The organism is Methylobacterium cerastii (genome assembly GCF_022179125.1).
GTDB lineage: Bacteria > Pseudomonadota > Alphaproteobacteria > Rhizobiales > Beijerinckiaceae > Methylobacterium > Methylobacterium cerastii.
Genome location: NZ_BPQG01000025.1, coordinates 52,395 through 65,281, shown reverse-complemented (window position 1 = coordinate 65,281; position 12,887 = coordinate 52,395). Strand labels below are relative to the sequence as shown.

14 protein-coding genes are annotated in these 12,887 nt (G+C 72.0%); 7 read left to right on the top strand and 7 right to left on the bottom strand.

The annotated features are described in order from the left end of the window. The first annotated feature begins 38 nt into the window (after positions 1-38). Positions 39-449, top strand: a complete 411-nt coding sequence (locus tag MFF13_RS08880; protein ID WP_147763840.1) for a DUF4174 domain-containing protein — start codon at positions 39-41, stop codon at positions 447-449. Between the two features lie 63 nt (positions 450-512). Here the strand turns inward: MFF13_RS08880 and MFF13_RS08875 are convergent, their stop codons facing one another. After that, positions 513-1,004 (bottom strand): hypothetical protein, encoded by a 492-nt coding sequence (locus MFF13_RS08875; protein WP_147829336.1) that lies wholly within the window; start codon positions 1,002-1,004, stop codon positions 513-515. A gap of 197 nt (positions 1,005-1,201) precedes the next feature. Between MFF13_RS08875 and MFF13_RS08870 the strand changes: the two genes are divergently transcribed. Next, positions 1,202-1,951: a phosphodiester glycosidase family protein gene (locus tag MFF13_RS08870; RefSeq protein WP_147753234.1), complete on the top strand. Its 750-nt coding sequence runs from the start codon at positions 1,202-1,204 to the stop codon at positions 1,949-1,951. Here the strand turns inward: MFF13_RS08870 and MFF13_RS08865 are convergent. After that, positions 1,908-3,356, bottom strand: coding sequence for a cytochrome P450 (locus MFF13_RS08865; RefSeq protein WP_238271922.1), 1,449 nt, complete (start codon positions 3,354-3,356; stop codon positions 1,908-1,910). The genes MFF13_RS08870 and MFF13_RS08865 overlap by 44 nt on opposite strands. Before the next feature lie 132 nt (positions 3,357-3,488). Here MFF13_RS08865 and fumC point away from each other — a divergent pair, with 132 nt between their 5' ends. The 3 genes from fumC (at position 3,489) to MFF13_RS08850 (ending at position 5,736) form a co-directional block, all read left to right on the top strand. Next, complete coding sequence (fumC, locus tag MFF13_RS08860) at positions 3,489-4,916, top strand: class II fumarate hydratase (protein ID WP_147829340.1); 1,428 nt, start codon at positions 3,489-3,491, stop codon at positions 4,914-4,916. Positions 4,917-4,944: 28 nt separating this feature from the next. Beyond that, positions 4,945-5,136 (top strand): DUF4169 family protein, encoded by a 192-nt coding sequence (locus MFF13_RS08855; RefSeq protein ID WP_147763837.1) that lies wholly within the window; start codon positions 4,945-4,947, stop codon positions 5,134-5,136. Positions 5,137-5,487: 351 nt separating this feature from the next. Next, positions 5,488-5,736, top strand: a complete 249-nt coding sequence (locus tag MFF13_RS08850) for a ribbon-helix-helix domain-containing protein (protein WP_147829342.1) — start codon at positions 5,488-5,490, stop codon at positions 5,734-5,736. On the opposite strand, the gene MFF13_RS08845 is transcribed toward MFF13_RS08850, so the two are convergent. Then, the gene (locus MFF13_RS08845) at positions 5,711-6,484 is read right to left on the bottom strand and encodes a helix-turn-helix transcriptional regulator (protein ID WP_238271919.1); all 774 of its coding nucleotides are present in this window, start codon (positions 6,482-6,484) and stop codon (positions 5,711-5,713) included. The two genes, MFF13_RS08850 and MFF13_RS08845, sit on opposite strands and share 26 nt — an antisense overlap. A gap of 80 nt (positions 6,485-6,564) precedes the next feature. On the opposite strand from MFF13_RS08845, the gene MFF13_RS08840 reads away from it, so the two are divergent. Next, positions 6,565-7,545 carry an MBL fold metallo-hydrolase gene (locus tag MFF13_RS08840; RefSeq protein ID WP_147829346.1) on the top strand — a complete coding sequence of 327 codons (981 nt, stop codon included), beginning with the start codon at positions 6,565-6,567 and terminating at the stop codon, positions 7,543-7,545. Positions 7,546-7,551: 6 nt separating this feature from the next. Here the strand turns inward: MFF13_RS08840 and glcF are convergent, their stop codons facing one another. The 3 genes from glcF to MFF13_RS08825 all read right to left on the bottom strand — a co-directional run bounded on the left by glcF (position 7,552) and on the right by MFF13_RS08825 (position 11,756). Further along, positions 7,552-8,892: a glycolate oxidase subunit GlcF gene (gene glcF / locus MFF13_RS08835; RefSeq protein ID WP_147829347.1), complete on the bottom strand. Its 1,341-nt coding sequence runs from the start codon at positions 8,890-8,892 to the stop codon at positions 7,552-7,554. A 120-nt stretch (positions 8,893-9,012) separates the two neighbouring features. Next, on the bottom strand, positions 9,013-10,197 hold the full coding sequence (locus tag MFF13_RS08830; protein ID WP_147829349.1) for an FAD-binding protein: 1,185 nt from the start codon (positions 10,195-10,197) through the stop codon (positions 9,013-9,015). 101 nt (positions 10,198-10,298) lie between these two features. After that, positions 10,299-11,756, bottom strand: a complete 1,458-nt coding sequence (locus tag MFF13_RS08825; protein ID WP_147829351.1) for a lipopolysaccharide biosynthesis protein — start codon at positions 11,754-11,756, stop codon at positions 10,299-10,301. A 198-nt stretch (positions 11,757-11,954) separates the two neighbouring features. On the opposite strand from MFF13_RS08825, the gene MFF13_RS08820 reads away from it, so the two are divergent. Continuing rightward, complete coding sequence (locus tag MFF13_RS08820; RefSeq protein ID WP_147753225.1) at positions 11,955-12,191, top strand: hypothetical protein; 237 nt, start codon at positions 11,955-11,957, stop codon at positions 12,189-12,191. Between the two features lie 10 nt (positions 12,192-12,201). Here MFF13_RS08820 and MFF13_RS08815 read toward each other — a convergent pair whose 3' ends face one another. Then, entirely contained in the window at positions 12,202-12,735 is a 534-nt protein-coding gene (locus tag MFF13_RS08815) for a GNAT family N-acetyltransferase (RefSeq protein ID WP_147829353.1), read from the bottom strand. Positions 12,736-12,887 lie beyond the last annotated feature (152 nt).

Genomic DNA, 12,887 nt, shown 5'->3' with positions numbered 1-12,887 from the left:
CCGTTCGAACCATCCCGTTTAGGGGAATAAGGACCATCATGCGCGTCGGATCCGGTGTCGCCCTCGCCATCGCGTTCGCAGCCTTCGCCGGACCCGGCGCGGCGGCCCAGGACCCGCTCGCGCGCTATCGCCAGGTCTCGCGGGTGCTCGTCCTGTCGGCGCCGGATGCGGGAGACCGCCGGCTCGTCGCGCAGCGCGCGACGATCGCCGCGGCGCGCGCAGGTCTCAGCGAGCGGGACCTCGTCGTGGTCGAGGCGGTCGGCGGAGGCGGCGACGCAGAAGCGATCCGGCGGCGGCTAGGCCTGCCGGCCGACGCGTTTCGCGCGGTGCTCGTCGGCAAGGACGGGGGCGTGAAAATCACCGAGCCCGAACCGATCGCGCCGCAGCGCCTGTTCTCGACCATCGACGCCATGCCGATGCGGAGGGACGAGATGCGGCGGCAACGCTGAGCGGAAAATGAAAAAGGGCTGCCCGCAGGCAGCCCCCTTCTTCGTCACGATCGGACGCGCCGCTCAGTAGCAGCGCTCGATCAGCACGCGGCGGTAACCGTAAGGCGTCCAGCGCACCCGCGGGACGGTCACGCACTCGCCGCCGTAGCCGTAGCCGCCGTAGGCCGCCGGGGCGTAGCCATAGCCGTAACCCGGGTAGCCGTAGCCGCCATACCCGCCGTAGAGACCGCCGGCCGCCAGGCCGACGCCGACGCCGAGCCCAAGCCCGCCGAGCCCGTACCCGAGACCACGGCCGTAGCCGTAGCCACGATACCCGCCGTAACCGCCGCGGTAGCCACCGAACCCACCGCGGTAGCCGCCGAAGCCGCCCCGGTACCCACCGAAGCCCGCACCACGGAACCCACCACCGAAGCCGCCGCCCCGGAAGCCGCCGAAGCCGCCCCCGTGGAAACCACCGCCATGGAACCCACCGCCGAACCCGCGCGCTTCGGCCGAGGCCGGAAGGTAGGCGAGAGCCCCGACCATCAGCGTCGAGGCAAGAAGAAGACGCTTCATCTCATCAGCTCCAGAAGAGTCGTGTCCTTGACCCCCGTCACATCGAGAACGCCCAGCCGCCGACTTCGGTTCACGCTGCGACATCGGCGATCGACGCCCGGGCTTCGGGGTCCGGGCCGCTTGAAAACCGTCGCATTCTGAGGTGAGGAGGCGTGCGGCGGCCCCTTCAAGGGCTCGCGCGCGGTCAGGACCTCACGATGATGTTACGCCTTACCAAAGCTGCGGTCCTCGCGCTGATCGCAGTCTCGGCCGGCGGCGCCCACGCGGAGACGGCGCCGAATGAGACGTGCCGCCCTGTCCAGGCGCAGGGCGACAGCTTCACCGTATGCACCGTCGACCTCCGCCGCCAGCGGGTGCGCCTGTTCTGGCTCGGCGCGGACGGGTTGCCGTATTCCTCGCTCTCGACGCTTGCCGAGAAGCAGGGTCCGCGCCTCAGCTTCGCGATGAACGCCGGCATGTACGACAAGGGTCAGGCGCCGGTCGGGCTCTACGTCGAGGACGGGCGGGAAATGAAGGGCGTCTCGACCGCGAACGGGCCGGGCAACTTCCACCTCAAGCCCAACGGTGTGTTCTACGTGAAGGGCGAGCGCGCAGGCGTGCTCGACACCGGCCATTACCTCAAGGCCCGCATGAAGCCCGACTTCGCGACGCAATCCGGCCCGATGCTGGTGATCGACGGCCAGATCCATCCCAAGATCTCCGCCGACGGGCCGAGCCTGAAGATCCGCAACGGCGTGGGCGTCCGCGACGACGGACGGGTGGCGGTGTTCGCGATCTCGGAGCACCCCGTCACCTTCGGCGCCTTCGCCCGGTTGTTCCGGGACGACCTCGGCTGCCGCAACGCCCTGTTCCTCGACGGCAGCGTGTCGAGCCTCTACGCGCCTGCGCTGAAGCGCAACGACCTCAGCCGCCCGCTCGGGCCGATGGTCGGGGCCGTGCCGCGCTAAGAGGCGTCTGCCCCCGGCGGGTCGCATCCATGCGCAGGCCGTGCTCGGGACGCAGCGTCACCCGGTGCAGCGGCGTCATCGGCGGATGGTCGTCCGGCATCCGGAACCGGACCGCGCGGACGACGTGGGCTAGCACGATCACCGCCTCCTGCACCGAGAAGCTCTGGCCGATGCAGACGCGCGGGCCGGCCCCGAACGGCAGGTAGGCGAAGCGCGGGATCGCGTCGCGGTTCGCCCCGAGGAACCGCTCCGGCACGAAGGCGTCCGGGTCGTCCCACAGGGTGCGGTGCCGATGCAGCACGTAGGGCGCCACAAGCACCATCGACCCGCGCGGCACCTTGATGCGGCCGAGGCGGTCGTCGCGGATCGCTTGGCGGCTGAGAAACGGCACCGGCGGGAACAGCCGCATCGCCTCTTCCATCACCGCCTTGGCGAAGGGCAGCGTGTCGAGGGCGAAATCGCCCTCGCCCGCCGCGTCGACCTCCGCCTCCAGCCGCTCCCGCGCCGCGTCGTCCTTCGCCAGGCAGTACAGCGCCCAGGTCAGGGCGTTCGCCGTGGTCTCGTGGCCGGCGGCGATGAAGGTGATGATGTTGGCCTGCACCTCCAGGTCGGTGAGGCCCTTGCCGGTCTCCGGGTCCTGAGCCGCGAGCAGCAGCGTCATCAGGTCCTGCGGCGCGCCGCCGGCGGCGACCTGGGCCTTGCGCCTTGCGATCAGCGCCTCGACCACCTCGGCGAAGTAGCGCCCGGCCGGCCGCGCCCGCAGCCGGCCGAGCCGCGGCACGAAGTCGGGCACGCCGAGCACGTCGAGGGGATCGATCGGCCCGACCGCCTCGAGGAAGCGCGTGATCGCGCGCCCGAGGGCGTCGGGATCGCCGGGCAGGCCTTGCGTGAAGATCGTCCGCTCCAGCACGTCGAGGGTGACGCGGGTCATCTCCAGCGCGACGTCGACCCGGGTGCCGTCCCGCCGGGCCAGGCGCCGCGCGAGCTTGGCGCCGGACGCGTTCATCGCATCCGAGAAGCCCTGCACCGTGCGGGCCGAGAAGATCGGCGCCAGCGTCCGCCGCTGCAACTTCCATGCGTCGCCCTCGGCGCTGAGCAGGCCGTTGCCGAGACCGGGGGCGAGCACGCGGCGCTGCAGGTCGTCCTTGCGGTAGTTGCCGACGTTCTCAACCAGCAGGTAGCGGATCAGGGCCGGGTCGCTGACCACGGTGATGCGGCCCATGGCGCCGTCGCCGGCCACCACGGGCGCGGTGAAGTGATCCTCCATCCAGGTGGTGATCGGGTTCTGCCGCGCCGCCTTGAGGAACGCGAACAGGCCCATCGCCGTGCGGCGCGGCGCCGGCACGGGCGGCCGGAAGCGGGCCACCGCCGACGCCGGCGTGTCGATCGCGATCGTCGCCGTCATCGACGCCATCCTTGTTCGCCGGGCGGGGAACAGCCCGCCGCGTTTGTCGAGGCGCGGCCGGAAAAGCACCTTCGCGATTTGCCGCCGCCTGTCGTAGGTAGGCTTCGCATTGCACCAAACGTAGGGGCCACGATGTCGCCGCAGCAGACCGAGACCGAGACTCGGACCGCCACCCGCACGGAATCCGACACCTTCGGGCCGATCGAGGTCCCGGCGCACCGGTATTGGGGCGCGCAGACCCAGCGCTCGATCCAGAACTTCAAGATCGGCACCGAGCACATGCCGGCGCCGCTCGTCCACGCGCTCGGCCTGGTCAAGCAGTCAGCCGCCCTGGTGAACCAGGATCTCGGCGGCCTCGACCCGAAGGTGGCCGAGGCCATCGCCGCGTCGGCGGCCGAGGTGGTGGACGGCCGCCACGACGACGAGTTCCCCCTGGTGGTCTGGCAGACGGGCTCGGGCACGCAGTCGAACATGAACGCCAACGAAGTGATCGCGAGCCTCGCCAACGAGCGGCTCGGCGGCCAGCGTGGCGGCAAGTCGCCGGTGCATCCCAACGACCACTGCAACCGCGGCCAGTCCTCGAACGACGTGTTCCCGACGGCGATGCACATCGCGGTCTCGCGCGAGATCACCGGCCGCCTGATGCCGGCGCTGACCCACCTTCATGCGGCGCTCGACGCGAAGGAGAAGGACTTCGAATCGATCGTCAAGATCGGCCGCACCCACCTGCAGGACGCGACCCCGGTCTCCCTCGGCCAGGAATTCTCCGGCTATGCCGCGCAGGTCGCGCTCGGCGGCTCGCGCATCGCGGCGACGCTGCCCGGCGTGCTGGCGCTGGCGCAGGGCGGCACGGCGGTGGGCACCGGCCTCAACGCGCATCCCGAATTCGCCGAGCGTTTCGCCGCCAAGGTCGCCGAGCTGACCGGCCTGCCCTTCACCTCGGCCGCCAACAAGTTCGAGGCGCTGGCGACCCACGACGCCCTGGTTTTCACCCAAGGGGCGCTCTCGGCGCTGGCCGCCGGCCTGTTCAAGATCGCGCAGGACATCCGCCTGCTGGCATCCGGCCCGCGCTCGGGCCTGGGCGAGCTGTCGCTGCCGGAGAACGAGCCGGGCTCGTCGATCATGCCGGGCAAGGTCAACCCGACCCAGTGCGAGGCGCTGACGATGGTCTGCGCCCAGGTGATCGGCAACGGCACCACGGTGAGCTTCGCCGGCAGCCAGGGCAACTTCGAGCTCAACGTGTTCAAGCCGGTGATCGCCAACGCGGTGCTGCAGTCGATCCGCCTGCTCGCCGACGCGGCGGTCAGCTTCACCGACAACTGCGTCGTCGGCATCAAGGCCAACGAGGACCGGATCGCCGACCTGATGAGCCGCTCGCTCATGCTGGTGACCGCGCTCGCCCCCTCGATCGGCTACGACAAGGCGGCCGAGATCGCCAAGACCGCGCACAAGCGCGGCACCACCCTGAAGGAGGAGGCGCTGCGCCTCGGCTACGTCACCGAGGCCGAGTTCGAGCGCGTGGTGCGGCCCGAGACCATGCTGGCCCCGAGCGCCGAGTAGGCGCCCGCTCGAACGGGAGATCGACGCGATGGCCGAGATCATCAACCTGCGCCAGGCCCGCAAGGCGCGCCTGCGGGTCGAGAAGGACGCCAAGGCGGAGGACAACCGCATCGCCTTCGGCCGCCCGAAGAAGGCCCGGACCCTGCAGGAGCGCAAGACAGCCATCGAGGTGGCCCGCCACGAGGGCCACAAGCTCGTCGGGCCGGATTCGGACACGTGACGCGGTGCCCCTTCTCGACCTCTGTGCGAGCGACAGGATTCGCACATCGCTGCTTCTGGCGTTTCGATCTGCGCGCATCCCCTCGCCCCGCTTGCGGGGAGAGGGACGCGACGACCTCGCCGTCGTCGCGGCGAGGCGGCAGCCGACGGTGAGGGGGCCGATCCGGAGGAGGCTTTTCCGTTCGCGCCCCCTCACCGTCGCTCTGGCTTCGCCGACGCTAGCCGGCTGCATGACAAGGTGCAGCCGGGCCTCTGCCCGTACGCGGGGAGAGGAGAACCCGCGCGTCATCAGATGCCGTGACGAAATGGACGACTACCGTTTCCCGTGCGCTGGACGGAGAAGGCGCGCCCGATGACCATCACCAAGCGCTCGGTGATGATCGCCGGCCACCGCACCAGCGTGTCCCTGGAGGACCCGTTCTGGGCGGCTTTGGGCGAGATCGCAGCGGCGCGCGAAAAGTCCGTCCAGGCGCTGATCGGCGCGATCGACGCGGAGCGGAACGGTCAGAACCTGTCCTCGGCGATCCGGGTCTTCGTGCTGGCGGCGTATCGCGAGCCGGCGGACGGACCGGTCGTCAACGCCGGATGTCGCGAAGGCTGAGCGAGGCGGGGGCGCCGAAGGTCCGCCTGAAATCGTGGGCGAAATGGGCCTGGTCGGCGAAGCCGGCCGCATGCGCGGCGCCGGTGAAGTTGTTGCCGTCGATCACCGCACCGATCGCCCGGCGCATCCGCAGCCAGCCCCGATAGCGCCGGAACGGCACCCCGACGGCGTCGGTGAACAGGTGCTGGAACCGCGAGGCCGACAGGCCGACCGAGGCCGCGAGCGCTCCGACCGACGGCGTCGCGTCGGGCTCGGCGAGCAGGCGGCGGATCGCCCGCGCGATCCGCCCGTCGATCCGCGGCTCCGGCTGCCGCCCCGCGAACGCGAGGAGGTCGGCGAGCGCCGGCCCGGCGGCGGAGGCGCCGTCGCGGTGCTCGAACAGGTCGCGCAGCGGCGTCGTCTCGCCGGCGGCGCCCAGGAGCGCGCCCGCGATCTCGCGGGTGCCGTGCAGGAGCGGCGTCAGCGCCTCGACCCCGAAGCGGTCCGGCTCGAGGTAGAGCACGCCGAGCGGGTCGCCGCCGAGGTCGAGTTCGTGCACGCACCCGGCCGGGATCATCGCCGTGCGGCAGGTGGTCCAGTCCTGCGCGCCGACGCGCAGGCGGAAGTCGCCGTAGAGCCCCGCGAGGAAGACCGGCGCGCCGTGCTGGTGCCCGGCATTGTAGCGCAACGGCCCGGCGAAGAAGGTCGTCGCGCCGGCCACGTGCCAGAGCGGTCGCAACGGCCCGTCGTCGGCAGCACGTTCGTACAAGCGCCCGATCCCCCGCAGCCGGTAGGCCTTCGCCCACGCCGCGCAGTCTGCGGCCTCACGCGGGCGAAGGGAATGATTCGATGATCGAACGGACGCGTCGACAACTCGCCGCGACCGGCCTCGCCGCCTTGGTCGCCCCGGCGCTGTTGCCTCGGTCGGCGCGGTCCGAACCGCTCGGCCCGGCCGCGTCGGCGCAGTACCGCTTCGCGCTCGGCGCCTTTCGCGTGACGATGCTGCTCGATGCCGCCGGGATGATCGACGGCCCCTGGCCGATCGTCGGCGAGGACCGCCCCAGGGGCGAGGTCGAGGCCCTGATGCGCGCCAACCGCCTGCCGCCCGATCGCTTCCAGCCGGGCTTCACCCCGGTGCTGATCGAGACCGGGCGCGAGACCATCCTGTTCGACACCGGCAACGGCGCGGTCGGCTTCGTGCCGCCGCCGGCCGGCGGACGTCTGGTCGAGCGGCTGCGCGCGGCCGGCACCGCGCCGGAGGCGATCGACGTCGTCGTCCTCAGCCATTGCCACACCGACCACATCGGCGGGCTGATGCGCAACGGGCACCCGACCTTCCCCAACGCGCGCCTCGTCGTCGGCGCGGTCGAGTACGATTTCTGGACCAAACCCGAGCGCCTCGCGTCGGAGCCGTCGGGCAACGAGCACGCCTCGGCGCTGGTGTTCCGCGCCCACCTCCTGCCGCTGGCCGCATGGACGCGCTTCGTGGCGGCCGGCGACGAGATCGTTCCCGGCATCCACGCGCTCGCGGCCTACGGGCACACGCCCGGCCACCTCGCCTTCCACGTCGAGAGCGCGGGGCGGCGGATGCTGATTTGGGGCGATTGCGCCCACCACGAGGTCGCCTCGCTCGCCGAGCCGGGCTGGCACGCCCTGTTCGACATGGACAAGGGACAGGGCGCGGCCACGCGGCGTCGGATCTACGACATGGCGGCGAACGGCGACATCGTGGTCGCCGGCTACCATACGTCGTTCCCGTCGCTCGGCTACGTCGCGCCGAGCGGCGCAGGCTATCGCTGGATCCCGGTCACCTACCAGCTCGAACCGTGAGGCCGGTCACTCGGCTGCTTGCAGCACCGGCTCGGCCGTCGCCTTGAGCGCCGCCGGCCGCGGGCCGCCGGTGGCCCAATCCAGCAGTTCCACCGTGTGGACGATCGGGATCGCGGTGCCCTTCCCGATCTGCGTGGCGCAGCCGATGTTGCCGGTGGCGATCACGTCGGGGCGCATCCGCTCGATGTTGGCGACCTTGCGCGCCCGGAGCTTGCCGGCGAGTTCCGGCTGCAGGATGTTGTAGGTGCCGGCCGAGCCGCAGCAGATGTGGCCCTCGGGCACGTCCTTCACCGTGAAGCCCGCCCGCTTCAGCAGGGTCTTGGGCTCCGTGCGGATGCCCTGGCCGTGCTGCATCGAGCAGGCCGAGTGATAGGCGACGACGAGGTCGCTCTCGACCGTCGGCGCGATGTCGAGGGTGGCGACGAACTCGGTGACGTCCCTGGCGAGCGCCGAGACCCTTGCCGCCTTGTCGGCGTAGGCCGGGTCGTCGCGGAACATGAAGCCGTAATCCTTGATCGTCGTGCCGCAGCCGGACGCGGTGACGAGGATGGCGTCGAGGCCGGCGCCGTCGGCTTCCGCGATCCAGGCGTCGATGGTGCGCCGGGCCTGGGCGTGCGAGTCGTCCGTCCGGCCCATGTGATGGGTGAGCGCGCCGCAGCACCCCTCGCCTTCCGCGTGCACCACCTCGACGCCGTGGCGGGTGAGCAGGCGGATCGCCGCCGCGTTGAAATCCGGCCGCAGCACGCTCTGGGCGCAGCCGCGCAGCAGGGCCACGCGCTTGGGCGCGCCCTGCGCGCCGACGGCGGGGAAGGTCGCGGGCCGGTTGGTCGCCTCGCGGCCGGGCAGCGCGGCGGGGGCGAGGTCGAGCATCGCGGCGAGCCGGTTTCCGACCCGCGGCAGGCGCGCCACCAGGGGCCGGAACGGCGCACCGAGCTTGGCCGCCCACAACGCCGCCCGGAACCTCGCGGGATAGGGCAGCACGAAGGCCAGGAGCGCCCGCAGCGCGCGGTCGTCGAGCCGCCGGGAGAACGTCTGCTCGATATGGCTGCGGGCGTGGTCGACGAGGTGCATGTAGTGCACGCCCGAGGGGCAGGTCGTCATGCAGGACAGGCACGACAGGCAGCGGTCGACGTGCTTGACCACCTCGGCGCTCGCCGCCTTGCCGCCCTCCAGCATGTCCTTGATCAGGTAGATCCGTCCGCGCGGGCTATCGAGTTCGTCGCCGAGCAGCAGGTAGGTCGGGCAGGTCGCCGTGCAGAACCCGCAATGCACGCAGGTGCGCAGGATCTTTTCGGAGGTCGCCATCGCCGGGTCGGCGAGCTGGGCCAGGGAGAAGTTGGTTTGCATGGCGCGTTCTGGATGCGTCCTGTCTCGGGCCGATGGCGTCGGCCCCGTCGATCGATCGTCTCTGCCACCGTTTCGCGCCGCGCACGATGCGGCGGAGGGCCCGCGTCGGGCCCGGGCGCCTCAAACCTCGGCGTACATCCGCCCTGGGTTGAACACACCCGCGGGGTCGTGCGCCGTCTTGATCCCCTGCGTCACCCGCATCAGCGGCTGCGAGAGTGGCTGGAACACCGGCACGGCGGCGCGCACCGCATCGGGCGCCCGGATCAGCGTGGCGTGGCCGCCGTGCTGGCCGAGGGCGGAGCGGATCGCCTCCGCCCCGGCATCGCCCTCGGACGCGACGGCGAGCCAGACCAGGCCGCCGCCCCAATCGTAGAACCAGCGCGCCGGCATCGCGCGGCCGATCGCGGCGGCGAGCGCCGGGCCTCGGGTCGGCGCGGTCGAGAGCCGCCATACGGCCTCGGACGTTCCGGCGAAGGGCGTCACATCCCGGATCGTATTCCAGAGGGCGACACCCGGTTCGCCGTCCAGGATCTCGGCGGCGCCGAAGCGCTTCAGGAGCTTCTGCAGCTCACCGATCCGGTAGGCGAGCGAGTCCGAAAAGCCTTCGAGCCGCATCAGCGTGCGAGCGTCCGCGCCGTCGATGCCGGCGGGCAGGTGCGCCGCGCCGGTGAGCTCGAACGGCGAGCCGAGGGCGGCGGCGAGCGCAGCCACCGCGCGGGCGTCGTCGAGCCCGCGGAAGACCAGCGTCGCCACGCGCTCCTGCACCGGCAGCACCTTGAAGGTGACCTCGGTGAGGAGCCCGAGGGTGCCCCAGGAGCCGGCCATCAGCTTCACGAGGTCGAGGCCGGTGACGTTCTTCATCACCCGCCCGCCGGACTTGATCGCCTGGCCGCGACCGTTGACGAAGCGCACGCCGATCAGGCTGTCGCGGGCGGCACCGGCGTTGATGCGGCGCGGCCCGGAATTGTTGGCCGCCGCCACCGCGCCGAACGTCGGCTCGCCAGCGCTGCCCATCAGGGCGCGGGCGTCCATCGGCTCGAACGGCAGCATCTGGCCGCGGGCGGCGAGCATCGCCTGAACCTCCGCGAGCGGTGTGCCGGCACGGGCCGAGATCACCATCTCGGCGGGCTCGTAGAGGGTGACGCCGGAGAGCGCCCGCGCCGAGAGCGTCGCCTCGTCCTGCGCCGGCCGGCCGATCCCGGCCATGGTGTCCCCGCCCACGAGGCGCAGGCGCTCGGAGCGGCCGGCGGCCGCGCCGACGATCTCGGCCGCCTCGCCCTCGTCGCGGGGCTCGTAGAATGGCATCGTTTCCTGCCCGGTCGCGTGTCTTTGCCGGATGCCTGTGCGCGGCACCCTTGTAGCCCCGATCATGCGGGATCGCGGCCGCGTTGCAAAGTGGAACCGCTCTACTCTGCCGCCACAGGATCGGCCGCCGCAGGATGCGCCGGGCGGAACCGGCCCTCGACCTGGCTGCGCAGGCCGGCGATGTCGAACAGCCATACCAGGGCCGCGTAGAGCCCGGCCCCGAGGGGCACGGCGACGCCGAGCGCCAGCGCCGGATCGAGGTGGCGAAGCGGCGCGAGCGCCGCCGCCATGGCGCCGCAGGCGGCGCTGGCCACGAGGATCTCGTTCCAGAGCAGCGCGAGGCGGTCGCGGCCGGTGAGCGCCCGCACGGCGAGCCAGGCGAAGGCGGAGGCGAGCGCCAGCGTCTGGGCGAGGGCGACGCCGGCGCCGCCGAGCAGCGGCGGCAGGACGAGGAGGCCGAGGCCGTTGACCGCGAGCCCGGCCGCAGCCGCCGCGATCACCGGCAGGGTCCGGCGGCGGATCTGGAACACCGGGTTGATCGCGTAGAACATCATCGCGAGGCAGAACAGGCCGGGGATCAGCAGCAGCGCGTAGAGCGCGAACGGCCCGCGATAGGCCTCCGGCACCACCAACGCCTCCAGCGCCGGCAGCACCGCCCAGAACCCGACGGCGCAGGGCAGCAGCAGCGCGTAGACGGTGGCCGCGTTGGCTGCGACCTGCCGTTCGGCCGCCGCGCGGCCGTGCTGCTCTTCGGCCCGCACGGCGAGCTGGAACAGCAGCAGGTCGAGGGCCGTGCCGAGCATGGTGAGGCTGCGCGCGGTCACGTCGGCGGCGAGCGCGAAGTAGCCGGCCTCGGCGAAGCCGGCCTGCGCGGCGATGGTGCCGCGGTTGAGGAACGGCAGCAGCTGGTAGACGGCGTTGGCCGCGATCAGGGGCAGGCCGTAGCGCAGGAACAGGCTCCAGGTCTCGCGCCGGCGATGGTGCTCCACCGCCGAGGCCGGGTCGCGCAAGGGGTGGCGCAGGATCAGTACGGCGAGGAGTTGGCTCACTCCGGCGGCGGCGAGCACCCAGGCCGGCTGGCGCAGGTACCAGGCGGCTGCGGCCATCATGGCGAAGGCGATCACGTTCTTCACCGCGACCAGCCCGAGATAGAGCTTGCCGTCGAAGCGGGCACGGGCGAGCGCGGCGTGATAGTCGAACACGCCGATGCCGAGCGCCGCCAGCATCGCACCGGACAGGATCGCGGCATGCCCGTCCGGCCCGTCGCCGAGCCCGAGGCCGGCGGCGACGGCCGCGGCGGCGAACAGCAGCACCGCGAGGATGGCGTAGGCGCGGTCGAGGCCGTGCCGGATCCATGGTTCGTCGAGGCGGACGCGCACCGAGTAGAACCGCGTCGCCGACAGGCGCAGCCACTCGAACAGGACGGTGGTGATCACCAGGGTGCCGGCGGTGGCCAGCGCGAAACGCCCGAAATCGGCCGGCCCCAGCAGCTTGGCGATGAGCAGGCCGAGGACGAAGTTCAGCCCGGCATTCATGACGAAGGCGGCGATCACGGCCATGGTCGGGCTTTCACGGGCGGGCTCTCAAGGACACGCGTCGCGGACGAGCCGGCGCGGGCGGGCGCGACCCTGCATCCGTGCTCTAACGCGACGCCGGTAAGATTCCCTGAATCCGGCATGACGAGGGCGCCCCGGAACGGTTTCGGGCCGGAGGCCGTTTCCGCGTCCGTTCGAAACTTTTCCCGGAGTCCCTATCCGATGCGCATCCTCGTTCCCGCCGCCGCGATCCTCGCCCTCGCCGGCATCCAGGCCGCCACCGCCCAGACGACCGTGATCGAGCGCCGGGCGCCCGACACCGTCGTGGTCGACCGTCCGGCCACCGAGAGCAAGACGGTGGAGACCCGCGAGAGCAGCGACGGCTGTTCCACGAAGACGGTGACGAAGACCAACGACGAGGGCGACCGCAAGACGGTCAGCCGCGAGCGCTGCGACTGATCTGCCGGCTTCAGCCGCTCCGGCGCTGCCGGGGCGGCTCCTGCGTCGCGTCCGCCGCGTCGTCGGCGAGGGCGCGCTCGTAACACCACGCCTCCATGCCGTCCTCGTAATAGCCTTCGCGAACCTCGAAGCGCGTGTAGCCGCGGCGCTCGTACAGGCGCAGGCCGGCGCCGTTGTCGGCGCGCACCTCGAGGCGCAGGCGGGTGCAGCCGTGGCGACGCGCCTCGTCCTCCACCGCCTGCATCAGCCGGCCGCCGAGGCCCAGACCGGCGCGGGACGACGCCACCGCAATGGAGGAGAGCCGCGCGCTGCGGCTGTTGCGCCGCCGCTCCAGGGTGGCAGCCCCGACGAGGACGTTGGTCTCGTCCGCCTCGATCAGCAGGGCGACCAGAACCGTCATCGAGGGCGAGCGGATCGCGTGGCGGATCGCCCGGCGCTCGGCCCGGTCGGTGGAGAAGGTCGCGTTCTCCAGGGCGACCAGGGCGTCGAGGTCGTCGAGGCACGCGACCCGGACCTCCAGCTCGCCGTCGGCTTGCGGGTTCACGCGGTCACCCGCGACCGAATCGTCCGCCGTCTCACCCCGACCATGATGCCCGCCGCCCGCATTCCGCCGATTCCGATCCCGCGCCCCGGATGCCGCGGACCGGCAGGGCGTCGCCACCGTCGACCGGGGTGAGATGCCCGCACTTTACGCGC